26 protein-coding genes and 1 tRNA gene are annotated in these 25,074 nt (G+C 66.9%); 10 read left to right on the plus strand and 17 right to left on the minus strand.

Annotation, left to right across the window (positions count from 1 at the left end; translation table 11 throughout):
- The first annotated feature begins 21 nt into the window (after window positions 1-21).
- Window positions 22-933, plus strand: coding sequence for a hypothetical protein (locus ACM608_RS12585; protein ID WP_419683561.1), 912 nt, complete (start codon window positions 22-24; stop codon window positions 931-933).
- Between the two features lie 42 nt (window positions 934-975).
- On the opposite strand, the gene ACM608_RS12590 is transcribed toward ACM608_RS12585, so the two are convergent.
- From ACM608_RS12590 to ACM608_RS12600, 3 genes are all read right to left on the minus strand, one after another.
- Window positions 976-1,380, minus strand: a complete 405-nt coding sequence (locus ACM608_RS12590; protein WP_419683562.1) for a ribose-phosphate pyrophosphokinase — start codon at window positions 1,378-1,380, stop codon at window positions 976-978.
- Window positions 1,381-1,525: 145 nt separating this feature from the next.
- Entirely contained in the window at window positions 1,526-2,572 is a 1,047-nt protein-coding gene (locus ACM608_RS12595) for a glycosyltransferase family 4 protein (protein WP_419683563.1), read from the minus strand.
- Between the two features lie 3 nt (window positions 2,573-2,575).
- Complete coding sequence (locus tag ACM608_RS12600; RefSeq protein WP_419685196.1) at window positions 2,576-3,421, minus strand: UDP-2,3-diacylglucosamine diphosphatase; 846 nt, start codon at window positions 3,419-3,421, stop codon at window positions 2,576-2,578.
- A gap of 282 nt (window positions 3,422-3,703) precedes the next feature.
- On the opposite strand from ACM608_RS12600, the gene ACM608_RS12605 reads away from it, so the two are divergent.
- The 3 genes from ACM608_RS12605 to ACM608_RS12615 all read left to right on the plus strand — a co-directional run bounded on the left by ACM608_RS12605 (window position 3,704) and on the right by ACM608_RS12615 (window position 6,011).
- The gene (locus tag ACM608_RS12605; protein WP_419683565.1) at window positions 3,704-4,348 is read left to right on the plus strand and encodes a class I SAM-dependent methyltransferase; all 645 of its coding nucleotides are present in this window, start codon (window positions 3,704-3,706) and stop codon (window positions 4,346-4,348) included.
- 7 nt (window positions 4,349-4,355) lie between these two features.
- Window positions 4,356-4,988: a hypothetical protein gene (locus ACM608_RS12610; RefSeq protein ID WP_419683567.1), complete on the plus strand. Its 633-nt coding sequence runs from the start codon at window positions 4,356-4,358 to the stop codon at window positions 4,986-4,988.
- Between the two features lie 141 nt (window positions 4,989-5,129).
- The gene (locus tag ACM608_RS12615) at window positions 5,130-6,011 is read left to right on the plus strand and encodes an OmpA family protein (RefSeq protein WP_419683569.1); all 882 of its coding nucleotides are present in this window, start codon (window positions 5,130-5,132) and stop codon (window positions 6,009-6,011) included.
- 251 nt (window positions 6,012-6,262) lie between these two features.
- Here ACM608_RS12615 and ACM608_RS12620 read toward each other — a convergent pair whose 3' ends face one another.
- Window positions 6,263-7,942, minus strand: coding sequence for an aminotransferase class III-fold pyridoxal phosphate-dependent enzyme (locus ACM608_RS12620; protein ID WP_419683571.1), 1,680 nt, complete (start codon window positions 7,940-7,942; stop codon window positions 6,263-6,265).
- Window positions 7,943-7,953: 11 nt separating this feature from the next.
- Between ACM608_RS12620 and asd the strand changes: the two genes are divergently transcribed.
- Window positions 7,954-8,823: an archaetidylserine decarboxylase gene (gene asd / locus ACM608_RS12625; RefSeq protein WP_419683573.1), complete on the plus strand. Its 870-nt coding sequence runs from the start codon at window positions 7,954-7,956 to the stop codon at window positions 8,821-8,823.
- On the opposite strand, the gene fghA is transcribed toward asd, so the two are convergent.
- The 6 genes from fghA to ACM608_RS12655 all read right to left on the minus strand — a co-directional run bounded on the left by fghA (window position 8,812) and on the right by ACM608_RS12655 (window position 13,708).
- Window positions 8,812-9,654 (minus strand): S-formylglutathione hydrolase, encoded by an 843-nt coding sequence (fghA, locus tag ACM608_RS12630; protein WP_419683575.1) that lies wholly within the window; start codon window positions 9,652-9,654, stop codon window positions 8,812-8,814. The two genes, asd and fghA, sit on opposite strands and share 12 nt — an antisense overlap.
- Entirely contained in the window at window positions 9,651-10,514 is an 864-nt protein-coding gene (gene purU / locus ACM608_RS12635) for a formyltetrahydrofolate deformylase (protein ID WP_419683577.1), read from the minus strand. The genes fghA and purU overlap by 4 nt, the downstream gene beginning before the upstream one ends.
- A complete protein-coding gene (locus tag ACM608_RS12640) occupies window positions 10,514-11,626 on the minus strand; it encodes an S-(hydroxymethyl)glutathione dehydrogenase/class III alcohol dehydrogenase (protein ID WP_419683579.1) in 1,113 nt (370 codons plus the stop codon). Before ACM608_RS12640 ends, purU begins: the two co-directional genes overlap by 1 nt.
- Window positions 11,627-11,692: 66 nt before the next feature.
- Window positions 11,693-12,232: a YdcF family protein gene (locus ACM608_RS12645; RefSeq protein WP_419683581.1), complete on the minus strand. Its 540-nt coding sequence runs from the start codon at window positions 12,230-12,232 to the stop codon at window positions 11,693-11,695.
- The gene (locus ACM608_RS12650; protein WP_419683583.1) at window positions 12,229-13,053 is read right to left on the minus strand and encodes an FtsX-like permease family protein; all 825 of its coding nucleotides are present in this window, start codon (window positions 13,051-13,053) and stop codon (window positions 12,229-12,231) included. Before ACM608_RS12650 ends, ACM608_RS12645 begins: the two co-directional genes overlap by 4 nt.
- A complete protein-coding gene (locus ACM608_RS12655; RefSeq protein WP_419683585.1) occupies window positions 13,046-13,708 on the minus strand; it encodes a cell division ATP-binding protein FtsE in 663 nt (220 codons plus the stop codon). The genes ACM608_RS12650 and ACM608_RS12655 overlap by 8 nt, the downstream gene beginning before the upstream one ends.
- A 96-nt stretch (window positions 13,709-13,804) precedes the next feature.
- On the opposite strand from ACM608_RS12655, the gene ACM608_RS12660 reads away from it, so the two are divergent.
- Window positions 13,805-14,461 carry a zinc-ribbon domain-containing protein gene (locus ACM608_RS12660; RefSeq protein WP_419683587.1) on the plus strand — a complete coding sequence of 219 codons (657 nt, stop codon included), beginning with the start codon at window positions 13,805-13,807 and terminating at the stop codon, window positions 14,459-14,461.
- On the opposite strand, the gene ACM608_RS12665 is transcribed toward ACM608_RS12660, so the two are convergent.
- On the minus strand, window positions 14,430-15,794 hold the full coding sequence (locus tag ACM608_RS12665) for an MATE family efflux transporter (protein ID WP_419683589.1): 1,365 nt from the start codon (window positions 15,792-15,794) through the stop codon (window positions 14,430-14,432). The genes ACM608_RS12660 and ACM608_RS12665 overlap by 32 nt on opposite strands.
- 115 nt (window positions 15,795-15,909) lie before the next feature.
- On the opposite strand from ACM608_RS12665, the gene ACM608_RS12670 reads away from it, so the two are divergent.
- A tRNA-Leu gene (locus ACM608_RS12670) sits at window positions 15,910-15,996 on the plus strand.
- A gap of 260 nt (window positions 15,997-16,256) precedes the next feature.
- On the opposite strand, the gene ACM608_RS12675 is transcribed toward ACM608_RS12670, so the two are convergent.
- From ACM608_RS12675 to ACM608_RS12685, 3 genes are read right to left on the minus strand one after another with little or no spacing between them, the layout of a single operon-like run.
- Complete coding sequence (locus ACM608_RS12675; RefSeq protein ID WP_419683591.1) at window positions 16,257-17,936, minus strand: recombinase family protein; 1,680 nt, start codon at window positions 17,934-17,936, stop codon at window positions 16,257-16,259.
- Window positions 17,929-18,354, minus strand: a complete 426-nt coding sequence (locus ACM608_RS12680; protein ID WP_419683592.1) for a DUF2924 domain-containing protein — start codon at window positions 18,352-18,354, stop codon at window positions 17,929-17,931. The genes ACM608_RS12675 and ACM608_RS12680 overlap by 8 nt, the downstream gene beginning before the upstream one ends.
- A 1-nt stretch (window position 18,355) precedes the next feature.
- On the minus strand, window positions 18,356-18,622 hold the full coding sequence (locus ACM608_RS12685) for a DUF3489 domain-containing protein (RefSeq protein ID WP_419683593.1): 267 nt from the start codon (window positions 18,620-18,622) through the stop codon (window positions 18,356-18,358).
- 87 nt (window positions 18,623-18,709) lie between these two features.
- On the opposite strand from ACM608_RS12685, the gene ACM608_RS12690 reads away from it, so the two are divergent.
- The gene (locus ACM608_RS12690; protein WP_419683595.1) at window positions 18,710-18,907 is read left to right on the plus strand and encodes a hypothetical protein; all 198 of its coding nucleotides are present in this window, start codon (window positions 18,710-18,712) and stop codon (window positions 18,905-18,907) included.
- A gap of 31 nt (window positions 18,908-18,938) precedes the next feature.
- Here the strand turns inward: ACM608_RS12690 and ACM608_RS12695 are convergent, their stop codons facing one another.
- Window positions 18,939-19,163, minus strand: coding sequence for a hypothetical protein (locus ACM608_RS12695; protein WP_419683597.1), 225 nt, complete (start codon window positions 19,161-19,163; stop codon window positions 18,939-18,941).
- A 632-nt stretch (window positions 19,164-19,795) separates the two neighbouring features.
- Window positions 19,796-21,580: a YbhB/YbcL family Raf kinase inhibitor-like protein gene (locus ACM608_RS12700; protein WP_419683599.1), complete on the minus strand. Its 1,785-nt coding sequence runs from the start codon at window positions 21,578-21,580 to the stop codon at window positions 19,796-19,798.
- Between the two features lie 151 nt (window positions 21,581-21,731).
- Between ACM608_RS12700 and nhaA the strand changes: the two genes are divergently transcribed.
- Together nhaA and ACM608_RS12710 are read left to right on the plus strand one after the other, a co-directional pair.
- Window positions 21,732-22,907, plus strand: a complete 1,176-nt coding sequence (gene nhaA, locus ACM608_RS12705) for a Na+/H+ antiporter NhaA (RefSeq protein ID WP_419683603.1) — start codon at window positions 21,732-21,734, stop codon at window positions 22,905-22,907.
- Window positions 22,901-23,944, plus strand: a complete 1,044-nt coding sequence (locus tag ACM608_RS12710) for a potassium channel family protein (protein ID WP_419683604.1) — start codon at window positions 22,901-22,903, stop codon at window positions 23,942-23,944. The genes nhaA and ACM608_RS12710 overlap by 7 nt, the downstream gene beginning before the upstream one ends.
- Before the next feature lie 44 nt (window positions 23,945-23,988).
- Here the strand turns inward: ACM608_RS12710 and ACM608_RS12715 are convergent, their stop codons facing one another.
- Window positions 23,989-24,717: an SLC13 family permease gene (locus ACM608_RS12715; protein WP_419683607.1), complete on the minus strand. Its 729-nt coding sequence runs from the start codon at window positions 24,715-24,717 to the stop codon at window positions 23,989-23,991.
- Window positions 24,718-25,074: the final 357 nt, after the last annotated feature.

Below are 25,074 nucleotides of genomic sequence, written 5' to 3' on the forward strand. Positions count from 1 at the left end.
AAATCTGATCCACCCTGCCGGATGAGCAGGTCCAGACCCCCGAAGCGGTCGCGTCGCCGCAAGGCCGCCCGCCCCGCGCGCGCATCCACCCCCGCCGCCAGCGCGCCCCCGCCCGCGCACCCCACGCCGCCGCCCGACGCGCCAACATCCTTCCCCATGCCCGACTTCGATCCCGTCCCCGTCCGCGCCCGCCATGACGGCTGGACGCCCGAGCGGCAGGTCGCCTTCATCGAGGCTTTGGGCGAAAGCGGCTGCGTCGATCACGCCTGCGCGGCGGTCGGCATGTCCTCCGCCTCGGCCTATGCGCTCCGCCGCCGCGTCGATGCGCAGAGCTTCCGCGTCGCCTGGGAGTTCGCGCTCGACTATGCCGTGCGCCGCCTGTCGGATGCCGCGTTCAGCCGCGCGCTCCACGGCGTCTCAAGACCCATCTTCTACAAGGGCGAGCAGATCGGCGAGCGGCGTCACTATGACGAGCGGCTCACCATGTTCATCCTGCGCTACCGCGATCCGGTCCGCTACGGCGCCTGGCTAGACAAGATGGCGTCCGAACGCCACCCGGACGGCGCGGCGCTCGGCCTCGCCCGCGCGGTGGATCGCGTCGCCGACGATGCCTGGGCCGATGAACTTGGGGAAAAGCGGCGCAGCGATCACCCGCCTTTGCCCTTCACCCATGTCGAAGGCTCGAAGAACGCCGACCTCGCCCTCCGCCTCGTCCCCGATGAGCCGGAGCCGCCTGCACCCGAGCCGGATCGCGAGGCGGTGGATGCGGACGGCATTCCCCTCTACGATCCTGACGGCCGCAAACGCACCCGGCAGGAGCGCTGGGAGATCGGCCAAGCGGAAGAGGCGGCCACGCGCGCAACGATCATCGCAAAGCTGGACGAGCTTCAGGCGCGGCGGGACGCAGCAGCAGCGATTCCCGGCCTGACGTAGCGCAAACTTGGCAAACTTCCGCGCGGGCGAAGGCCCTTCCGGCTACCGTCCGCGCCAGTAATCGAACGCCGCCTGCTGCACCCGCCGGACCAGCGCAGCCGCTTGCGGACCTTCCCAAGGGCCCTTGTGCCCCAGCGCCTCGGCATGGCCGCCCGCCCACCAGCCTTGTCCCGGCAGGCGGTCGCTTTCGCGCACCACCAGCACGGCCAGCTCCGGCTCCCCCGCCGCCCGCCCCTCGGCATCGATCCGGTCGAGCGTCTTCATCAGTTGGCGCATCTTCGGTCGGGTAAAGCGCAGCCCGATCTGCCCGAGCAGCCCGGAATAACTCACTGTCTCCCCCGCCCGCGCCGCCGCGATCAGCAGCGCGCGGACATGCGCCACATCCCCGATCCGCGCCGCCGCATCCGCCGGCGCATCGTCCAGCCACTCGGCAAGCGTCTTGTCCATGAAAGGAGGTTAGCGAAACATGACACGGCAGCAAACGTGCCTCGCACCGCTCGCAAACAGCACCCGTGCTCCTGCGAAAGCAGGAGCCTCGGCGAACCGCGGGGAACGGCTCCTGCTTCCGCAGGAGCACAGGAGGCGCTTGTCGCTAAGCCGCCGCCCGAACCCGCCCGTACGGCTCCAATCCCGCCTCGAACTGATCGCAGCACCGCGCCCAGTCGTAACCCTGCGCCAGCGTCACGCACGCCGCCCGATCGCCCTGCAGCGCCAACAGGATCGCCGCCGACAGGTCATGGCTCACCGCGCCGATCCGCCGTCCATCCGCATCGGTCGCCAGCTCGCCCAGAATGTCGAGCGGCCCCGGCACCGGATATCCGGCGACCGGCGTGCCGCAGGCCATCGCCTCGATCATCACCAGCCCGAACGTGTCGGTGCGGCTGGGAAACACCAGCACGTCCGCCCCGGCATAGGCCCCCGCCAGCCGCGCGCCCGACAACGCGCCGAGGAAGCGCGCCTGCGGGAACCGCCGGGCCAAGGCCTCGCGCGCCGGTCCGTCGCCGACCACGACCTTGGTTCCCGGCGCGTCGGCGGCCAGGAACGCCTCGATGTTCTTCTCCACCGCCACCCGGCCGACGTAAAGTTGGATCGGCGCGGCGAGCGCCGCCATCTCGGGCAACGGCGGCGCGTCGGGCGTGAACTGCGCCAGATCGACGCCCCGCGACCAGCGGTGCGTCCGGACGATGCCTCGCCCGCGCAGCTCCGCCTCCAGCGTAGCCGTCGCGGCGAAGGTCCGCGCCGCCGGCCGATGAAACCGCACCAAGGCCGGCCAGAACAGCCCCGCCGGCAACCGCGTCCGCGCCGCCAGATAATCGGCGAACCGCGTGTGGAAGGATGTCGTGAACGGCCGCCCGTTGTCGAGGCACCAGCGCCGCGCCGCCCAGCCGAGCGGCCCTTCGGTGACGATATGCACCGCCTCCGGCCCGAACGCGCTCAGCCGCCGCGCCACCTTGCCGCGTGCGCCCAGCGCCAGCCGGATCTCCGGATAGCTCGGGCAGGGGATCGTCGCGAAGCCGTCGGGCGTGACGGTCTCGACCTCATGCCCCCGCGCCCGCAGCATCTCGACAGTGCGGGTCAGCGTGCGCACGACCCCGTTGAGCTGCGGCGCCCAGGCGTCGGAGACGATCGCGATCCGCATGGATCAGGCCGCTACCGCCGCCATGCGCTTCCGGGCGAACTGCTCCGTCGCCTCTTCGCGCTTCTTCGTCGCCCAGTCGATGATCTCCATCCGACCGTCGAACTGCTCGACCAGAGCGGTGCAGCTCTCCACCCAATCGCCGTCATTGTAATAGGTGATGCCGCCGAACTCGCGGATCTCGGCGGTGTGGATATGGCCGCAGACCACCCCGTCCACGCCCCGCTCCACCGCGGCATGGGCCACCGCTTCCTCGAAGCGGCAGATGAAGTTCACCGCGTTCTTGACCCGCGCCTTCAGGAACGCGGCGAGCGACCAATAGGGCAGACCGAACTTGCGCCGCACCCAGTTCACGAAGCGGTTGCTCTTCAGCAGGAGCTCGTAGGCGCTGTCCCCCAGGAAGGCGAGCCAACGGGCATAGAGCACCACGCCGTCGAAGATGTCGCCGTGCAGGACCAGCAGCTTGCGGCCGTCGGCCGTCTCGTGGATCACCTCGGGCCACATCTCGATGCCGCCGAAATTCAGACCGACATAGTCGCGGAACATCTCGTCATGGTTGCCGGGGACGTAGACGACGCGAGTGCCGTTCTTCACCTGCTTCAGGATGCAGCGGATGACCTCATTATGCTTCTGCGGCCAGTACCAGCCCTTCCTGAGTTGCCAGCCATCGACGATGTCGCCGACCAGATACAGCGTCTCGCAGTCGTGGGAGCGGAGGAAGTCGAGCAGCAGCTCCGCATTGCAGCCCGGCGTGCCGAGATGGACGTCGGAGATCCAGATGGTACGCAGCTTGGTCCGCTCCCGTTCCGGCTCGGCCTCATGGCCGTCGTCATGGAACCAGTCCGGCAGCATGGGCGTCATCGCCTTGCGGCCGCGCGCCGGGATCGGATCGTGGCGTGCCGTGACCGGTGCCTTGGCGAGAGTAGCCATCATTGCGTGCTCCGCTTCCGTTTTGTTCTGGTTCGGTTAACAGGAAGCAGCGACGGCGCGGTTGCAGTCATGCGAACGCGGCATGTCCGCGCCGCGACAATTACAAGTCAGTTCTCCTTCGATTTTGCTTCAACAACTGTCGCCGCGCTGAAACATTTACCCGCCAATAGGCTCTGTGACGTTGATGTTACGGAGTTAATCGGAATGGCGATCGCGATGGAGACCGATAAGGTCGCTTCCGCCTATGACCGCTGGGCGCCCGCCTACGACCTGGTCTTCGGCCGGGTGTTCAAGCAGGGCCGCAGCGAGGCGATCGTCGTCGCCGAACAGGCCGGCAACCGCATTCTGGAGGTCGGCGTCGGCACCGGCATCTCGCTGCCGCAGTACCGCCGCACCACCCGCCTCACCGGCGTCGACATCTCCGACGCGATGCTCGACAAGGCGCGCGATCGGGTCCGCGACCTCGGCCTGTCGAATGTCGAGGACATCCGCGTGATGGATGCCGAGGCGCTGGCGTTCGAGGACAACAGCTTCGACGTGATCGTCGCTCAGTACGTCGTCACCGCCGTGCCGAACCCGGAAAAGGCGCTCGACGAGTTCGCCCGCGTCGTCCGCCCCGGCGGCGAAATCGTCATCACCACCCGCGTCGGTGCCGGCAAGGGCTTGCGCGGCGCGATCGAAAAGGCGCTGATGCCAATCACCAGCCGCCTCGGCTTCCGCACCGAATTTCCCTGGGAACGGTACGAGGCCTGGGCCGCCGCCAACGGCACGGTCGAACTGACAGAGCGCCGCCCGCTCCCGCCGCTCGGCCACTTCTCCCTCGTGCGCTATACCAAGCGCGCCAACTGACGGACGCATGACGATGACTACCGCGACCGCCGAAGAACGCATCGGATTCAAGGCGCATCTGGCCGAACAGCGCTGGGACGACCACCGTTACTACCATCATTCTATGGTCAACCAGAGCCTGCACTTCGTCAGCGCGGTGACCTTCCTCTGCGCCTATGCGCTGCTCTTCAAGGATCCGGCGATCGCCTCACTCCTCGCCTGGGGTGTCGCAATGACCAGCCGCCAGGCCGGCCATTTCTTCTTCGAGCCGAAGGGCTACGACCACGTCAACGAGGCGACGCACGAGCATAAGGAAGACATCAAGATCGGGTATAATCTCGCCCGCAAGTGGATCCTGATGTCGATCTGGGCCAGCTGCCCGGTGCTGCTGCTCATCAGCCCGACGCTGTTCGGCGCCTTCGATCCGCTGGACGGCGCGATGGGCTTCCTCCGCCATCTCGGCATCATGTGGCTGGTCGTCGGCGTCGGCGGCATCATCTTCCGCGCCGTCCACCTGTTCTTCCTCTACGACGTGCAGACCGGCCTGGTCTGGGCGACGAAGATCGTGACCGACCCGTTCAACGACTTCAAACTTTACCACAAGTCGCCCATCCGCCTGATCAAGGGCGAGCGCATCGACGGCGGCCTCGCCACGCACTGACCTCTCACCTGCTAGCTCAACTCACCGCACGATCCGCTCCGACTGCCCGCCCCTTCACCCACCTCGTCGCGGATGTTCATCGACCAGACAGGTCGCGCTGAACAGCAAAGGCGAGCTTAGGAAAGGTGAAGGGAGCGCTAGATGCGTATCATCTCAAATAATCATGCCGCCGGCCTCATGCTCGTCATGGCCATGCTGCCAATATCCACGGCAGTCTCGGCCCAGCAGCAGGGCGACGATGACCCCAGTATTATCGTGAACGGCGTTGCGACCCCGGCTCCAGCCCCCGCCCAAATGACCGAGGGACCAAAGGTCAAGGGCGTCATCACCGCGCGTCAGGGCGACGCCATGAAGATCATGGCCGATGACGGCACCACCCGGATCGTCGCCTTCAACGACGCGACGAAGATCAAGGCGGGTGCAGGCCTGTTCGGCAACAGCCTGCGCAACCTGTCCGGCAACGCGCTCCTCAATGGCCTGCCCGTGGAGATCGAGACGGTGCAGGGCGGCGGTCAACTGCTCGCCACCCAAGTCGAGTTCCGCAAGAGCGACTTGAAGACCGCGACGATGATCCACAACGCCACGGATCAGCGCTTCACCGAACAGGCCGCCGCCACCGAACAGCTGCGCGGCCGGGTTGGTGACATCGACAAGTACAACATCAAGAGCACGACCAACGTGCACTTCGATGTCGGCAAGGCGGACCTCTCGCCCGAGGACAAGGCCCAGCTCTGCTCCGCTGCCAGCTCGGCCGAGGCGCAGGAGAACGCGCTGTTGCTGGTCGTCGGCTACACCGACTCGACCGGTGGCGAGGAGATCAACCAGACGCTCAGCGAAAAGCGCGCCGCCCGCGTCATCAACTATCTGCAGCAGGCCTGCGGCTGGAAACCGTACCGCATGCTGACCCCTACCGGCATGGCGGAGGCCGATCCGCTGGCGGACAACGACACAGCCGAGGGCAAGGCCCAGAACCGCCGGGTGGCGGTGAACGTGCTGGTCAGCAAGAGCGTCGATAACATGTGACGAAGCGCTGCGGCCTTCCTGTCGGGGCGGGCCGCAGTCCTGCCCGCCGCATCTCGCAATTTCTTCTGTCCTACATGCAGCCTCTTCGGCCACACACTGTCGGATGACCGACTCGTCCGCGCTCATTCTCGAAAACGATCGCCTCGCGCTCGGCGGATCGCCGACACTCGGTTCGTCGCAGTCTTGTGCGGACGTATGGGGAAAGTCGTTACCTTTGCGGCCCCCCTCGCCTTGGACGAGGGCACTCGACTTCATCTCACGCCGAATAACGTTTCCCTGAGGACCTGCCGCTTGACCGTCTTGTTCGTCGCGCCCTCCGGCACCCACCACCATCCGTCGGCCTGCATCGCCTTGGCCGCCGCGACGAAGCGATCCGCCACGGCCGCGAAATCCGCGTCGTCGTAGTTCAGGCTGAAGATCATCCGCCCGCTGCCGACCCAGCTGAGCAGCAGCCCCTCCGCCCGCAGATAGAATTGCAGCATCCAGTTGTAGCGCGACGGCACATCGTAGAGCACCGTCCAGATCGTCCCGAGATTGACGATGCGCAGCGGGAGACTTTCCGCCGCCACCCGCGCGTTCAGGTCCGCCGCCCGCGCATTCCAGCGTTCGTCCACCCCCGCGTAGAGCGCCCGCCCCTCCCCGCTCTCCCACAGCCGGAGGAAGGCGTTCATCGCGCCCATGACATAGGGATGCGAATTGAACGTGCCCCGCGCGAAGCAGATATCGACCGGGCGATCGGCGCGGAACCGCTTCATCAACTCCGCCCGGCCGCAGAGTACGCCGACCGGCAGGCCGCCGCCCAAGGTCTTGCCGTAGGTGACCATGTCCGGCTGCACGCCGAAATACTCGCAGGCACCCTTGGCGGCCAGGCGGAAGCCGGTGAAGACCTCGTCCATGATAAGGACGATGCCGCTCGCGCGGCACACCTCGGCGAGGCGCTGGAGCCATTCGGCATAGGCGGCGCGGTCCACCTCGGCGCGGCGGCTGCCGTCCACCAGCGTGTTGTCCCCCGGCGCGCCCGAATTGGGGTGCATCGCCTGCAGCGGGTTGACCAGCACGCAGGCGATGTCGCGGCGGGTGGCGAGGACGCGCAGGGTGCGCTCGCTCATGTCCGCCAAGGTCAGCGTGTTGTCGGCGGGGATCGGGTTGCCGATGCCCGGCTGCACATCGCCCCACCAGCCGTGATAGGCCCCGGCGAAGCGCACCAGCCGGCGGCGCCTTGTGTGGTAACGAGCAAGGCGCACCGCCTGCATCACCGCCTCCGTCCCCGACATGTGAAACGACACCTCGTCCAGTCCGGAAACCGCCTGCAATCGCTTCACGTTGTCTGCGACGATCGGGTGAAGGCCGCCCAGCATCGGGCCGAGATCGCGGGTGGCGGCGATCCCCTCGTCCACCAGCCGCTTGTAGGTGTCGGTGCCGAGCAGGTTGACGCCGTAGGAGCCGGTCAGGTCGTAGAAGCAATTGCCGTCGAGGTCGGTCGCGGTCACCCCTTCGGTCGAGGCGAGGAAGTTGCCCATCGGCAGCGCGGCGCGAAGCTGGCGGCTGAACTGGAACGGCACGCGGTAGGTGCCGGTGAACTGCAGGTCGGAGATGTCCTCCCGCGCCTCGGCGGTGAGGGCGGCGCTTTTCGGGAAGCGTTCGCGATAGAGGGCGGAGAGGCGGGCGAGACCGACCATGCGACGTTCCGCGACATCGACCGGCGCATCGTCGGCGCGGAAGAACCGCTCGCCATCATATTCGTAGAAGCGGACGAGGCTCGCGATGCGCTTGCCCCAGCGGACATGGCCGGTCAGCGACTTGTGCTTGGCGCGGGAGAGGCGGAGGCGGGCGGGCGCTTTGCGGACGGCGAAGGCGGCGGCGCCCGCGCCAAGAAAGGCTAGCGTGGCGGAGAGCGGTGTCATCACGCTGTCATGCACTATGAAAGACATGCGACCTTATGATGACACTCAAATCGGCCTTCGCAGCGGTAGCCGCGCAGGAGGACCTCAACTTCCTGCTGACCAACCGCATCCCCCGCATCGCCTTCAGCCGGGCGATGGGTCGGATCTCGAAGGTGCGCCATCCACTAGTCAGCCGGCCCTCGATCGCGATGTGGCGCTTCTTCTGCGACGTGGACCTGAGCGACGCGGCGGAGAAGGCGTTCCCCAGCCTCCATGCCGCCTTTACCCGGCCGCTAAAGGCGGGTGCGCGGGCGATCGACCATCGCCGCGACATCGTCATCAGCCCTTGCGACGCGATCGTCGGGGCGCATGGCCGGATCGCGGGCGGGCAGGTGCACCAGATCAAGGGCTTCCCCTATACGCTCGCCGATCTGCTCGGCGATGCGAGCGATGCGGCCGAATTTGAAGGCGGTAGCTTCGTGACCTTGCGGCTGACGGCGGGAATGTACCACCGCTTTCACGCGCCCTACGACCTGACGGTCGAGGCGGTGCGCTACATCTCCGGCGACACCTGGAACGTGAACCCGATCGCGCTGAAGCGGGTCGAGCGTCTCTATTGCAAGAACGAGCGCGCGCCGATCCGCGCGCGGCTGGACGCGGGCGGGCAGCGGCTGGTGCTGGTGCCGGTGGCGGCGGTGCTGGTCAGCTCGATCCGCCTGCCCTTTCTCGACGCGGAGAAGACGGTGCGCGACGATGGCGAGCGGGTGACGCCCTGCAACGCACCTTTCCGCAAGGGCGACGAGATGGGCTGGTTCGAACACGGATCGACCATCGTCGTGCTGGCACCCGAGGGGATGACGCTGGCGGCCGGGCTGGAAGAGGGCCGCCACATCCGGCTGGGCGAGCCGCTGATGCAGCTACCGGATTAGGCGCTCCGCATGCCAGCGAAGGTGGTCGGCCATGAAGGTGGAGATGAAGTAATAGCTGTGGTCATAGCCCGGCTGGATGCGGAGAGTGAGGTCGATGCCGGCGTCCATGCAGGCGGTGGCCAGAAGCTCCGGCTTGAGCTGCTCTTCCAGGAACGTGTCCGCCTCTCCCTGATCGACCAGCAGCGCAGGAAGGCGCGCGCCGTCCTCGATCAAAGCGACGGCGTCATGCCTACGCCAGGCCGAGCGATCCGGCCCGAGATAGCCGCCCAGCGCCTTCTGCCCCCAAGGCACCCGCGACGGCGCAACGATCGGCGCGAACGCAGAGACGGCCCGGAAGCGATCAGGGAAGCGCAGGCCCACGGTCAGCGCGCCATGCCCGCCCATCGAATGGCCCATGATCCCCTGCCGCGCCATGTCCGCCGGAAAGCAGTTCGCGACGAGGGCAGGCAGCTCCTCCGTAACATAGGACCACATCCGGTAATGGGCGGCGTAAGGCTCTTCGGTCGCATCGACGTAGAAGCCGGCACCAAGGCCGAAGTCGTAAGCACCCGCCGGATCGTCGGGGACGCCCTCACCGCGCGGCGACGTGTCAGGCGCGACGAAGATCAGGCCGAGTTCGGCGCAGGCCGCCCGGTACTCGCCCTTCTCAGTCACATTGGCGTGCGTGCAGGTGAGGCCGGAGAGAAACCACACCACCGGCAAACGCGCCCCGCTCTCATGCGGCGGCACATAGACCGAGAAGGTCATTTCCGTGCCGGTTGCGATCGAGCGGTGCCTGTAGACGCCCTGCGTCCCACCGAAGGCGCGATGGCCTGCAATCTGGTCGATCATCTGAACACCACCGTTCGATTGCCGTTCAACAACACGCGTCGATCCGCCACCCAGCGTACCGCGCGGGCGAGCACCTGCGCTTCGATATCGCGCCCGATGCGGATCAGGTCGTCCACCGAGGCGCGATGATCGACACGCTCGACCGCCTGCTCGATGATCGGCCCTTCGTCGAGGTCATCCGTCACGAAATGCGCCGTGGCACCGATCAGCTTCACACCCCGCTCATGCGCCCGGTGGTATGGCCGCGCGCCCTTGAAACCGGGCAGGAAGCTGTGGTGGATGTTGATGCAGCGACCGGCCAGCCGCCCGGACAGCGCCGGCGAGAGGATCTGCATGTAGCGGGCAAGGATCAGGTAGTTCGACCGTGTCCGTTCGAAATGATCGAGGATCGCCGCCTCCTGACCTGCCTTGCCGTCGGGAAGCTCGTGGAAGGGAACGCCGTGCCATTCGGTGAGGCGGCGGAGGTCCGGGTGGTTCGACACCACGCCCATGATGTCGACCGGAAGCCCGCCGGTCCGCCAGCGGTGCAGCAGGTCGTTCAGGCAGTGCGACCCTTTCGACACCGCGATCAGGACACGCGGCCGCTCCTCCGCGCCTGCCAGTTGCCAGTCGAAGCCGAAACGCTCGGCAACGGCCTCGAACGCCTGCCGCAAAGCCGCCGTGTCCGCCGGAAAGTGGCCGGCCGCCGCCTTGAACGCCACCCGCATGAAGAAGCGGCCGGTTTCAAGGTCGGCATATTGCTGGCTGTCGAGGATGAAGCCGCCGTTATCGGCCAGCACACCGCTCACAGCGGCGACGATGCCGGGTCCGTCCGCGCAGGTGAAGGTCAGGACCCAGGACGGGTCCCCCGCCTCCACCATCAATACACCACGACGCTGCGGATGCTCTCGCCCCGGTGCATCAGGTCGAAGCCCTTGTTGATCTCCTCAAGGCTCAGGACATGAGTAATCATCGGGTCGATCTGGATCTTGCCGTCCATGTACCAGTCGACGATCTTCGGCACGTCGGTGCGGCCCTTGGCACCGCCGAACGCCGTGCCGCGCCAGTTGCGGCCGGTGACCAGTTGGAACGGGCGGGTGGCGATCTCCTTGCCCGCTTCCGCCACGCCGATGATGATGCTGGTGCCCCAGCCCCTGTGGCACGCCTCCAGCGCGGTGCGCATGACCTCGGTATTGCCGGTCGCGTCAAAGCTGTAGTCGGCGCCGCCATCGGTCAGCGCCAGCACCTGCGCGATCGTCTCCTCGCGGCTCAAGCCCTTCGAGTTGATGAAGTCGGTCATGCCGAAGCGGCGGCCCCATCCCTCCCGATCCGGGTTGATATCGACGCCGATGATCTTGCCCGCGCCCGCCAGCCTCGCGCCCTGGATCACGTTGAGGCCGATGCCGCCCAGGCCGAAGACGACGACGTTCTCGCCCACCTGCACCTTCGCCGTGTTCACCACCGCACCGACGCCGGTGGTCACGCCGCAGCCGACATAGCAGCTGGTCTTGAACGGCGCGTCTTCCCGGATCTTCGCCACCGCGATCTCCGGCAGGACGGTGAAGTTCGAGAAGGTCGAGCAACCCATATAGTGGAAGATCGGCTGCCCTTTGTAGCTGAACCGGGTGGTGCCGTCCGGCATCAGCCCCTTGCCCTGCGTTGCCCGGATCGCGGTGCAGAGGTTGGTCTTGCCGCTGAGACACGACTTACACTGGCGGCATTCGGGCGTGTACAGCGGGATGACGTGGTCGCCGGGCGCGACACTGGTGACGCCTGCCCCCACCTCCCGCACGATGCCGGCCCCTTCATGGCCGAGGACGGACGGGAAGATGCCCTCGCTGTCGAAGCCGTCGAGGGTGTAGGCGTCGGTGTGGCAGATGCCGGTCGCCATGATCTCGACCAGCACTTCGCCCGCCTTCGGACCTTCGAGGTCCAGCTCGACGATCTCCAGCGGCTTCTTGGCTTCGAACGCGACGGCGGCGCGGGTCTTCATGGGAATGGCCTTCCAACAGGGCGAACGCGGGCACGCCTTAGAGGCTGACCCGCTGCCGGGAAAGCGTCAGAGGCCGAAGATCACCGCCATGCGGCGCAACAGGTACTTGTTGTATTCCGCCAGCAGCATGGCGAAGCCCGGTTCGCTGCGTACCGCATCGGCAAGGATCGTCACCGCGGCACCCTCCCGCCCCAACGCACGCTCCAGTTCGAACCGGGCGCGCGGCATGTGCCAGTCGGTAGTGACCAGCCGGACGCTGACATAGTGGCGACGACGCAGCCAACGCACGGTCTCGTCCGCATTGGACCGGGTATCCACCGCCTCCCGCCCGAGATCGACGCAGCAGTCGAACAGCGCAGCCGGTGCCTTCGCCTGCAGGGCAAGTTCGTGCGGGCGCACGGTGGGATCGACGCCGGAGACGAGCAGCCGCTTCGCCTTGCCCGCCGAGAGCAGGGCGACGCCGCGCTCGATACGCCCCGCACCGCCCGTGAGCACGACGATCGCATCGGTCGTGCTGTTGTCGGCCGGCGCGGGCAGGGTCGATGCGAACCAGCCGAAGCCGAGCGCCCAGACGATCAGCAGGAGCGAGAAGAGCCGCGCGATCACGCCAGCCGGCCGAGGGTGTATCGGACCCGCAAGGTCGCCAGCGACAAGCCCACGGCAAGCACCGCCGCCGCGACCAGCAGCGCCGCCCCGACCGCCGAGCCAGCGGGAAAGCCGATCGAGACCGCCGCCGAACCAAGCCAAACCAGCGCGACAGCCACTGCCGCCCCGCCGATGACGCCGGGCACAGACGGACGTGCCATCTCGATCAGGATCGGCCAGAGGATCTGGTGGTCGCTCGCGCCGAGCCGGTGGATAAGGGTGATCGCCTCGCGTTGACGCGACAGGCGGGCGGCCGTCGCGCCGATCACCATCCAGCCGGCGGCGAGGATGGCGATTAGCGACCCGGCGGCACAGGCCCAGGCAGCGATGGTGAGTGGCCCCGCCGCCATCTCGTCATGCTCCGCGAGCTCGGCCGAGGGAGCGATGCGCTTCGCAATTGCCGCAATCGGCTGGGAAGGATCGCGCGCAGCGACATCGATCAAAGCAGGCAACGGCACCGCCTGCCCGGCGTGGCGGCCGAGCCACGGCGTCACCAGCCGTTCGACCTCTGCAGCGGGGACGCGTTCGGCCCGCGCGACTTCCGGCGCGGCGCGAAGGCGGGTGAGGACGTCAGCGACCTTCTCCTCCCGCGCAAGGCCGTCCGCCTCGATGATGGCGAGCGTGACCTGTCCCGGCGCACCGGCGAAGTCGCGCCGGAAATCCGCGATCGCGAAGGCCGCCGCGGCGAGCAGCGTCGCCACCATGGTCAGCAGCGCGAGGATCCACGGCAGGCTCGCGTCGGTGGGCGCCCGGTCGCGGGGCAGGATGCGGGATTTACTCACCGACCAGCCTCCCGCCCGCGAGTTGCAGCACGCCCGCGCGCGGGATGCGATCGAGCAGCGAAAGGTCGTGCGTCGCCAGCACCACCGTCGTCCCCATCCCGTTCAGCGCATCGAACAGGCCGAGCAGACGATAGGCCGAGTCCGCGTCTAGGTCGCCGGTCGGCTCGTCCGCCAGCAGGAGTTCGGGCCGGTGAACAACCGCCCGCGCCACCGCGACGCACTGCCGCTCCCCGCCCGAAAGCGTCTCGGGCATGGCATCGCTACGATGGCCGAGGCCCAGCCAGTCGAGCATCTCCGTCACGGGCTGCCTCACCTCGTCTTCGCCTGCGATGCGCAGCGGCAAGGCGACGTTCTCGGCAACGGTCAGTTCGGGCAGGAGGCGCGCCTGCTGGAACACCATGCCGGTGCGGCGACGCAGGCGCGCGGCGCGGCCGCGATCCGTCGGTGACGCGGCTTCCCCGAACAGGCGGATGAGGCCGCGGCTAGGCCGCATCGCAAGGTGCATCAGCGCGATCAGCGAGCTTTTGCCCGCCCCCGAAGGCCCCGTCAGAAAGTGAAAGCTGCCACGGTCGAGATCGAGCGAAACATCGCTCAACGTCTCGGGCGACTTGCCATAGCGAAGCCCGACATTCTCGAATTGCACGATGCTTGCCATTGCCGCGCCAATCGCACAGCGGCCGGACCCGCGTAAAGCTTGCCGCCGCAAGGGCGCGTGCATAGGATCGATGCCGATGGCGGAGCGACCCCAGACATGATCGTAACCTGTCCATCCTGTGGCACCCAGTATGACGTGCCTGACAGCGCGATCCCGCCGGAAGGACGCCAGGTTCGTTGTGCGGCATGCGGCACCGCATGGAACACGGGCGGCGCCGGCGCGCCGGAGATTCCCGCCTCGATCGAACCGCAGGGTAGCGTTCCCGATGCCCCTTCCGAGGACGAGGGCGGTGAGGATGCGTTCGCCGCCACGCCTCCCTTCGTCTCGCGTCGCCGGCCGTGGCGATGGATCGCCGCGATCCTGCTCGTCGCCCTGCTGATTGCGGGGGTCGCGGCGGGCGGGTTCTACCTGTTCGGCGGCGACATGCGCGACCGGCTGCTCGGCGGGCAGAGCGCACCCAGCCCGCTCGTCATCGAGTTGCTACGGGAGCCGGAGCGGCGGGCGATGACCAGCGGTAACGAGCTGTTCGTGATGGGCGGACGCATCCGCAATCCCACGCTCACCGCCCTGCCCGTCCCCGACATCCAGGCGGAGCTGCGCGACCGGCGCGGCAAGGCGGTCTACAGCTGGCGCATCTCCGCGCCGGTCGCGACGCTGCCGGCCGGTCGCGCGGTCGAGTTCAACAGCGCGGAGATCGACGTGCCGCGCGGGGCGGACGCGATCAACCTGCGCTTCGTCGATCGCGCCCTGTGACCCACAGGAACCGCCCGCCCTGCAACAGGGCAGCGACGACCATCCCCGCAACGAAGGCATAGGCGAGACCCGCCGCGCCGAAGCCGTTCCTGACAAGCAGCCAGCCGAGCACGCCGGTGAACAGGAAGAAGGCGATCACCGAATTGATCCCCGCCGCCACCTGATCGCCGAGCGAGCGGAGCGCGTAGGTAAAGACGAGCTGTACGCCATCGAAGAACATCAGCGGCGCGATGATCGTGAGCAGGACGACCGAGATCGCAAGCGCCGACGGATCGTCCGAAAGCAGCCGGGTGAGCGGACCGGTGGCGCAGAGATAGACCAATCCGATCGCGATCATCGTCGCGGCACCCATTCCGGCGGCGAGCAAAGTTCGGCTCCTCGCCGCCTCGCGCTCTCCCGCACCGACGGCATTGCCGACCCGCACGCCCGCCGCAGATGCAAAGCCCAATGCGAATGAGAAGGCGAAGGTGTGAAGCGAGAACACCGCCTGAAAGGCGGCGGCGGTGGCGGAGGAGATCTGCGTGGAAAGCGCGATCAGCCAGGAAAAGCCGGCAAGCTCCAGCCCCGCCGAGAGGGCCGGGGCGATGCCGAAGCGGATCAGTTCCGGCAGGCGCGAAGCGGCGCGTGCCCAGGCGGCGAGGGACATGTCACGCAGGCTCCGCTCCCGCGCGTCGGGCAGCAGCCAGGTGGAGACGAGCAGCAGCACGAGACCAAGCGTAGAGATCGACGCTGTGGCCAGCACCGCGCCGACCGCCCCGCGCGCTGGCAGACCCCAATGTCCGCCGACCCAGGCCCATGCCAGCGCCGCGTTCAACGGCAGCATGACGAGGTTCACCACCACCACACGGCCCGGACGGGAGATGCCCTCCAGGAAGTAGGATGCTGCGGCGAGGCAGAATTGGCCGGGATAGGCGAGCGCCATCGCGCGCAGCACCTCCACCCCGCCGGGCACGAGATCCGGCGCGATGCCGATTCCGCGCACCATCTCGACCGACCAGAGCCGGAGGATCAGACAGGCGGCGAGCCCCAGGATGCCGGCGAAGAGGAAGCCACGGCGAAGCTGGTCACCGCTCTCCGCGATCAACCCCGCTCCCTCCCCGCGCGAGGTGAAGACCAGCACGCCGGACAGACCCGCCAGCCCCATCACGATGGAGATGAAGGTCACCGCCCGGCCAGCTGCCAACGCGCCAATCTCGTCCAATCCGGCATGGCCGACGATCGCGACGTCGATCAGGTGCATCGTCGTCCAGTTGAGCGAGGTCAGCGCGACCGGCCATGCCAGCGCGAAGAGACGCCGCGCCTCCGCGGCGAGCGAGGCGGAAGGCGTGCTCATGCCGTCCGGATAGGAGATTTCGGAACGCTAAGACAGCCGTTGCAGCACCGGGATCGCCCTGCTAGAGGCACCCGCCTACCGGACGCCGGGGCCTCCCCGGCAGTTCACCTGATGTGCGGTCGTGGCGGAACTGGTAGACGCGCAACGTTGAGGTCGTTGTGGCCGAAAGGCCGTGGAAGTTCGAGTCTTCTCGACCGCACCACTCAGTCCTGAAATCATAGAGCGTGTGAAGGTTTACGGCGGCAACCGGAAATCTCCCGCTATTTCCGGGGGTTTGCTGAGGCCGGTTGGTGCGGTGAGGCGGAGAGCGTCTCTGATCGCGCCCCAGAGCGGCCGCTTTCTCTTCCAGTCTCAGGGCCGGGTTTTCCAGACCTCACTTATGCCTGTCAGCATCGCGGTAAGCGACGCTGATGCAGCTGCGCCTGCTCGTAAGCGCGCTTCGTCAGCAACTCGGGAAGGCGATTAGGGGAGCAGCGCGGTCCGCTGCTCAGCCCAGTTCGCGGAGATGGGCGCGCTCATCAGCCTGGCGGCCGTGAGACTGGAGGGCTGCGCCCCGTCAGCGATCATCCTGATGATGTCGGGTGCAAGCCAGCTGATCTGCAACAGGCGCGCGTAGCGCTTGCGGCAAGCGCCAGCACTGAACGCGAGTGCGGCGATTGATAGCTCAGGCTTGGCGATCACGAGATCGCGGATGGCGAACGCCTCAGCGAGCAGCGCGATCATTCGCTCGTCCGGAGCAGCAGCAGGTGTGACATTGTCGTTCGCACCAGCCAGAACGAGCCGCAGCTCATGCCCTCGCCGCACGCGCTCGACCTGCGCCGACAAGGTCGTGATGGTGTTGATCCTCTCTGACCAGTTGCCGCCGATCAGGGTCTCGATCAAGCGAACATCGGGGATGCGGATCTCGATCTGCTCCTCGTACAAGGTGACCTTCTCGACGCCGATGTCGGGAAGCTGCTCGAGCTTGAGGTCGTCGGCCAGCCGGGCGGCCACGGCTGCTCCTGCAGACGCTGATGCTGGAGCAGCCGTGGCGATGATGCGGGTGATCTGATTGCGGTCACGCAGCAACATGCGGATGCGATTGGCGACGACCTGCTCGAGGTCATGCGCGCTGACCCGCCAGCGCGGACGCTGCTCATCGGCCTCTCGGGTCATGTAGTAGCGGTAGCGCTTCGGCCCACGCGATGCATGGCTCGGGGTCATGGCCCTGCCCTCCCCATCGTAGAGCAGGCCGATCAGGTGCGACTGGCGTGGCGTCCGCTCGAAGCCTCCGCCAGGTCCTCGCTCCGCCAGCTTCTGCTGGACGGCGTCCCAGAGCGTCCCGCTGACAATCGACGGATGCTCACCGGCATGCGCCTCGCCGCGATGGACGATGAAGCCCCGGTAGATGCGGTTCGACAGCAGATGGTAGAGCGTGCCGCGCCTGAACGGCTGCCCGCCACGATGTGGGCCGCTGGTGCGGACTTGGATCTTGGTCTTGTGACCGTCGCGTGTGAGCTCTTCGATCAGCGCGTTGACTGACGGGAGTTGCACGTACCGATCGTAGATGTGGCGGACGAGCTCGGCCTCGGTCTCATGAACCACGAGGCGGCGGTCTTGTACTTCGTACCCGAGCGGCACCGGTCCACCCATCCACATGCCCTTGCGCTTGGATGCGGCGATCTTGTCGCGGATGCGCTCGCCGGTGACCTCGCGCTCGAACTGAGCGAAGGAGAGCAGGACGTTGAGCGTCAGCCGGCCCATGCTGGTGGTCGTGTTGAAGGCCTGCGTGATGCTGACGAAGCTGGCGCCCTTCGCGTCAAGGACCTCAACGATCTTGGCGAAGTCGGCCAGACTGCGGGTGAGCCGGTCGACCTTATAGACGACGATCACATCGACTCGGCTTGCCTCGACCTCGGCCATCAGCCGCTTGAGGCCGGGCCGCTCCATGTTGCCGCCGGAGAAGCCACCATCATCATAGTGGCCGGATACGAGTACCCAGCCCTCATGACGCTGGCTGACGATGTAGGCCGCGCAAGCCTCGCGCTGCGCATCGAGGCTGTTGAACTCCTGCTCCAACCCCTCCTCGGTCGACTTGCGCGTGTAGATGGCGCAGCGGACCTGACGCGTGTCGCGGGTGAGCGGCTTGGGTGCCTTAGCCACCCCGCATCACCTTGGCCGAGGTCAGCCCGAAGAAGCGCGGCCCCGACCAGTGCGCGCCGGTCACCTCGCGGGCGATCTGGCTGAGCGAGGTGTAGCGTCGGTCCTCGAAGCGGTACCCGCCCTCCTCCACATCGACGATGATGGTCCGCCCGCGCCAACTGCGGATGAGCTGCGCGCCCGCGCTCAGCTTGGGCGCGGCGATCGGTGCAGGAGCAGCCTCCCGAGAAGTGATCCGCCGCAGCACAGCGGCGGACAGGCCGCCATAGCGCTGCTCCTGCATCCTGTAGGCGATGCCCATCCGAAGCAGATCAGGCGACAGCTTGGGTGCCGCCGATCCGTAAAGGTCCTGCCAGTGATCGCGCAGCCGCGCTGGCGACGATGTCGCCAGCGCTTCGATCTGCCGCTCGAGCTTCGCCATGTCAGGCTGCCTTGACGAAGTAGCAGGTCTCCTCGCCCCGCTTGTCCTTCAGGATAGCGTTGCCCTTCTTGCGAAGTCCCGTAAGCGCAGCCCGCGTCGTGTGGGGCAGCCAGCCGGTGGCACCGGCGAGTTCCGCAAGCGTGGCACCCTCGCCCCGCCCGAGCAGCTGGAGCACCAGCTCGGACTTTGTCCTGGGTGGCGGCGGTGCCGGCTGAGCCTCGGCCTTCTTGGCTCGGCGCTTGGGCTGGGTGTTGGTCGCGTTGGTCATGGTCGTCTCCGCTGATCGGAGCGGCACGGTGCCGCTCCCATCAGCCGAAGCCCCGTCGACCAGCGTCGATCGGGGCAGCGCCCGTTCATGCGGGGCGCGACTCACGTCCTTGGCTTCGCTCTGCTTGCAGGCGAAGTCCACGGCTATTCGGACACCCTCAAGAACATTAGCCATCTGGTGACGCCCATTGCACCAAGTGCACTGAAGGACAGCCGCAAGAAGCCGACGAGCATTGGCGACGCCATCTTTCGCGCACCCCGGGTACTCACCGGCGAGCAGGACTGACCCGATCAGCGAAGATGTCCGGCGGCGGCGGTCAGCCGACGAACGGGTGCGACACCCTGACGGCATCGATCGCGCGCTCGGCAATCACGACATCGCATTGCGCGCCACTTGGTCGCACATCCCAGTTGCAGTGAGCATGGGTGGAACGCGGGTAAACTTTCAGCTCGCCCAGTATCTGGCGCCATCGTGCTAGGCCGCCGCCGTTCTCCTTCGCAAGCTTACGGATGATCAGGTCTTTCAGCTCAGAGGCGATCATGCGCGGGTATTTTGCCGATCCTGCCTTGGCGTCAAGCCTGCGGCTCGACGCCAAGGCCAGGCGAGCTATGCGCCCCTCCCCAGCTGCCTCCCGCAGTCCCAAGGCAAAAGTCACTGATGGTGGAAAGCGGAATGGCCGCTTCGGGAGCTGAGTAGTGAGTTGCTGTCGTTCGTTAATCCGTCCTGACGAGCACGTGATTGGGGCCACCTAGACCGCCACACCTCTTAAAAGTGACCGCTCGTCAGAAATAGCTCTCCGCTGTCAGCTAGATCTAGGTCTCGGGTTATCAGAGGGCCAAGGAGGCCTCGGCTCTTCCAGATGTCGGGAAGAATAGAATACTGAAAGTTTTCGCCGAGGCGGCTTGGCCAAACTTCCAAGGCGTGGCGCGCGGTCACCTGCGGGATCGCAGCCCCACAATCATTTGTAGAGTTGAGGTCCCAGCCGAAACTCACGCGCACACGTCCTGGGGAATGCCGGCAGGTCTCCTCGATCCTGTCGAAATCCATTCCGCTAAAAGATGAGCCACTTTTGGCACGGGGCGCGGCCGTGTTAGCCACGCCATGATCTGACAGCCACCTTGGATCGAAAGTCGATCAGACGCTCGGGGCGGATGCAGTGCGTCAGGTTTGAGATCAGGGCGTCTTTTCTGTATAGAGCCCGAGCAGTTCGCCGCTTGCGAGCACGTGACCGACCATAGCAGCGAGCAGCTGATCACGGGTCGTGCCGAGCGGCAGATCGAGCGGGCGATCGAGGGCGAGCAGCTGAAAGTGGTAGCGGTGTGGGCCATCGCCCTTCGGCGGGCGCGGGCCGTACCAGCCGACCGTTCCCCGGCTCGTAGCGCCCTGCATCATGCTCTCCAGCGGTTCACCGCTCAGCCGATCGCGCTCCTGCAAGCCGGCCGGCAGGCTCGTGACGCTTCCCGGTATATTCCAGGCAACCCAGTGAACCACGGGCTTCGGATCGGCTGCGTCGGGATCCTCCATGATGATCGCGTAGGTCGCGGCACCTGAGACGGCTGTCCAGCTCAGGGCGGGCGAAATGCCGAGGCCGTACTCGCTATGCTCGCGCGGAATTGCCGTCTGCGCGGCGAAGGCCGGCGCGGTGACGCGCATCGGCGCGCGATCGCGTGCCCGTGCTTCCGGCCGCTTCAGCGCGAGCGGCACGTTCGCGCCGCGCGCCGCCTGCCGCAGCATCGGACCGCTTGGGGGCGCCAGCGCCTTGGCCTCGCCGGTCGCTCCGTCGTAGCTGATGCGATAGAGGATGCCAATGGCATCGTCCGACAGCAGGATCGATCCATCGCGCATGATCGTGACACCGGATGGGCGGCCATAATGGCTCGCTCCGTCTGATCCCATGAAGCCGCTGACGAAGCTTTCGACGCGCGTCGGCTGTCCAGCCGCGTCGAAGCGGACGCGCGCGAGTTCATAGCCGGAGGCTGGCTTGCGGTTCCAGCTGCCACGCAGCGCGACAAAGGCGTCGCCCGCCACATCGGGGCCGAACCCGCCGCCGGGATGAAACGCCCATTGCATGCCCGCGGAGTGGGCGACATGCATCAGCACCGGATTGGTGGAAGCGGCCGCCCATTGCGCACCAGTGATGCCGCCGGGCGGTTCGTCCTGCGGATTGAGCTTGCCGTTCTCGAAGACATAGGGCCAGCCGTAGCGGCGGCCCTGTTCGATCAGATTGATCTCCTCGCGCTGCATGTCGTTGCCCAGCCAGTCGATGCCCTGGTCCCAACCCCAAAGCTCGCCGGTAAGCGGATGCCAGCCGAAACCGATCGTGTTGCGCAAGCCCGATGCCCAGACCTGACGCTTTTTCCCGTCCAGGCTCGCGCGCAGGATGGTGGCGTTCTCCTGACTGGATTCGTCGCAGGCATTACAGGTCGATCCGGAGCTGATGTAGAGCATCTTGTCAGGCCCGACCGCGAGCGTCCGGTTCAGGTGCTGGCCGGCGTCGGGCAAGTCATCGATCAGAGTCTCGACTACGCCGATCCCGCCATCCGGGCGGAGCGGAGCGCGGAAGACCTCGCGCGCCGTCATGAAGTAGAGGCGACCATCGTGGATGGCCAGGCCGTGCAGTCCGGGCCGGTTCACGATCACGCTCGGCGGTCCGTCAGCGCGACCGTCATGATCGGTGTCCGCCAGCCGGATGATGTCCCCTTCGGAACGCCGGCTGACGTAAACCGACCCGTCAGGCGCCACTGCGATCATGCGCGTATTGCCGAGCCCGCTGGCCCACACGGCGGCGCGGTATCCCTTCGGAAGCCTGAGCCGCTGCGCGAATTCCGCGTCGGGCTTTACGGGGGTCAGCTCGAAGAAATGCGCTTCGACCGGCCGCTTGTCGCTGTCCTCAGAGCTGCTCTGCGCCAGAGCGGGCGAAGCAGACAGAAGGGCGGCAGCAAGCAGCGAGATCTTCATGAGGCACTCCCCGATCGGTCATTCGATAATGCACGGCGTCGGCCCATCGCTCCGCACGCCTGCGACAAAAATCTGGAGCCCTTCGCCGTTTCCCTCACGAGCGTCTGAACGGATGGGCGACGAAGACGCATCGCTTCGCTAAAGGCCCACCATGACCTCGCCCAATCAAGCCAAGCCTCAATCCGCACTCCGGGCGATACTGACAGGAGAGGCGGCGGGCGGAATCGTGCTCGTTGCCGCTGCCATGGTCGCGCTTGTCATCGCGAACTCTGGTCTGAGTGAGACCTATTTCGGCCTGTTGCATGTGGAGCTTGCCGGGCTGTCCGCGCTGCACTGGATCAACGACGGGTTGATGGCGCTGTTCTTCCTTCTTGTGGGGCTTGAGCTCAAACGCGAACTGCTGGACGGGCAACTCTCGACCTGGTCGCGGCGGACCTTGCCTCTTGCCGCAGCTGTTGCGGGGATGGCAGTCCCCGCCATCATCTATATCGCGGTGAACCGGGCTGATCCGGTCGCAATGCGGGGTTGGGCGGTGCCCACGGCAACGGACATAGCGTTCGGGCTTGGTGTGCTCGCGCTGATCGGGTCGCGTGTGCCGGTATCCCTCAAGGTGCTGCTGACGGCGATCGCGGTCATCGACGATCTTGGCGCGATCATCGTCATCGCACTCTTCTATACGAGCGATCTATCCCCGATGCCGCTGTTCGCCGCCGCACTCGGCTTGGTGGTGCTCGTTGGTCTCAACCGGGCGGGCGTGCGGGCGATCTGGCCCTACCTGCTGATTGGTCTTGGGGTGTGGTATGGTGTCCTCCTGTCGGGCGTGCATGCCACCCTGGCGGGCGTGGCGGTGGCCCTGACGGTGCCGATTACCTGCACGCCCGCGCGCCCCGAGGATACGGGTTCCCCTCTCCACCGGCTGGAACATGCGCTGCACCCGTGGATCGCCTATGCAGTGCTGCCGATCTTCGCCGTTGCAAATGCGGGCGTCGACGTTCGCGGGTTGGATGTGGCGGCGATGCTCGCGCCGGTGCCCCTCGCCATCGCTGCTGGCCTATTCGCCGGCAAGCAGCTCGGCGTGTTCGGGCTGTGCTGGGCGTTGATCCGCGCGAACATCGTCGACAAGCCTGCGCATGCCAGCTGGGCCCAGCTCTACGGAATGGCTGTGCTCTGCGGTATCGGCTTCACGATGAGCCTGTTCATCGGAGGTCTCGCGTTTGGCGAGGGGCCTCCGCTCGACGATGCGGTCAAGATCGGCGTGCTGGTCGGCTCGGTGGCTTCGGCGCTCGTCGGCTACGCAGTGCTGAGATGGGCACGGCGCGAATGCTGAACCCGCGCCCTGCGACGGTCCGCTCGGCACCACGCTTTTTCCGGCGAAGCCGCCTGCGCGCGCCCGCGGCTCTGGCGATCCGCATCGGCGCGGCGCTGCTGCTCGTCGGGATCGCACTGGCGGGTCACTGGCTCGACCGGGGCGGGCTGCGCGACAATGTCGACGGGCATGTATCCTTCCGCGACGTGATCTATTTCACGATGATCACGGTCACCACCGTCGGCTATGGCGACATCGTGCCGGTCACCGATCGCGCGCGTATGTTCGACACCTTCGTGGTGACCCCGGTCCGCATATTCGTGTGGCTGATCTTTCTCGGCACGGCCTACACGTTCGTGCTGCGCAACACTTGGGAGCGATGGCGCATGGCGGCGGCACAACGGCGCTTGAACAATCATACAATCGTCTGCGGCTTCGGCGCGACGGGAGCGGAGGCTGCGGCGGAGCTGGTAAGGCGCGGCTGCCCTCCCGCCGAGATCGTCGTCGTGGACGAGGCGGAGGAGCCGTTGGAGGCGGCACTGGAGCTGGGGCTCGCCACCGTACACGGCGACGGAACCCACAATGCTGTGCTCGAGGCCGCGGGGATCAAGCGCGCGCGCGCCCTGATCATCGCGCCCAACCGTGACGATACCGCCGTTCTCATCGCGCTCACGGCACGCCGCCTGGCGCCGGCTGTGCCCGTGGCCGTGCTGGTCCGCGCTGCGGAAAACGAGGATCTCGCCCGCGATGCCGGGGCGAGGATCATCGTCAATCCGGTAAGCTTCGGGGGGCAGCTGCTGGCCGGCTCCAGCATGGGCGCCCATATTTCCGACTATGTCTCCGACCTTGTCACCTCTCACGGTCGGGTCGCGCTGAAGGAGCGGCCGGTCGCTGGGGGGGAGATAGGACTACACCTGCGGGACATCAGGCCCGGACAGGGGCTTCGGCTGTATCGCGGCGAGCGGATCCTCGGCTTCTGGGAAGACGATGCCGTGCTGCAAGCAGGCGACCTCGTCGTCGAGATCGTTCCTCAAACCGCGCGCGACGGGCTGGCCTGAGCTAAGACAGCACCGATCAGGCGACCGCGCGTGGCTTGGCCGGGTCAGCCGCCGGACAGGACGACGGCTGCAACGCCGACGACAATCACCACCAGCGGCGCACCCATGCGGGCATAATCGCCAAAGCGGTAGCCGCCCGGTCCCATCACCAGCAGGTTGTTCTGGTGTCCAATCGGGGTGAGAAAATCCGCCGAGGCTCCGATCAGCACGGCGAGCAGGGCCGCATCGGGGGAGACGCCCAGAAGTTTGGCGGCGTCGATTGCGAGAGGCCCCATGATGATCGCAGTCGCGACATTGTTGAGGAAGATCGAAAGCAGCAGCGTCGTCGCGCACAGCGCAGCGACGACGGCCACCAGTGGCAGGCCGGCAAGCGCCTGGCCCAGCCACGCGGCCGCGATCTCCGCCGCTCCGCTCGTTTCGAAGCTGCGCCCGACCGGGATCATCGCCGCCAGCAGAACGATCACGGTCCAATCGATCGAACGGTAGACTTCCTTGGGCGGCAGCAGGCGCAGAGCGGCCAAGAGCACCGCCGCCCCGAGGAAGCTCAGCGCGGGCGAGACACCGCCGAGGACGATGGCCGCGATCGATGCCAGGAACAGCAGCACCGTGGCTATGGCGCGAGCGGAGGCAATGGGCTGCGGATCGAACCGATCGATCTCCAGCAGGCGCGCGGCTGGCGCGAAGCGCGCGATTGCGTCCGCCGAGCCGCGGATGAAGCTGGTCGCCAGCCTGAATGCGCATCCGCGGAAGCATGGCTCGCTCCCGCGCGGCACGCGGGCCGACAGCGACCACCGTCAGCGCCTCATCGCTTCGGATGCGGATCGCATCATGAGCAAGGCCGATCAGCGGCGAGCCATGGCCCACGACCACGCGGGTCGTGACGGCATCCGTGCTCTGTTCCATGGGAACGGTCGGATCGAGCTGAAGCTGCTTTGCCACATCCCATTGGTTCTCCCGCGCGAGCACGAGCAGCCGGTCACCCTCGCGAAGGTCCTCCCTCGCGACGAGGAGCCCGCCATCGCGGTATACCGCCAGCAGGCGTGCGCTGGCCTCCCTCAGACGCGGCAGAAGCGGCCCGACCGGCTGATCGGAAGGGGCGAGCAGCTCGAACACCCGCCAGGGCCGCTGTC

The organism is Sphingomonas sp. ID0503 (assembly GCF_048565625.1).
Lineage (GTDB): Bacteria > Pseudomonadota > Alphaproteobacteria > Sphingomonadales > Sphingomonadaceae > JBLZUR01.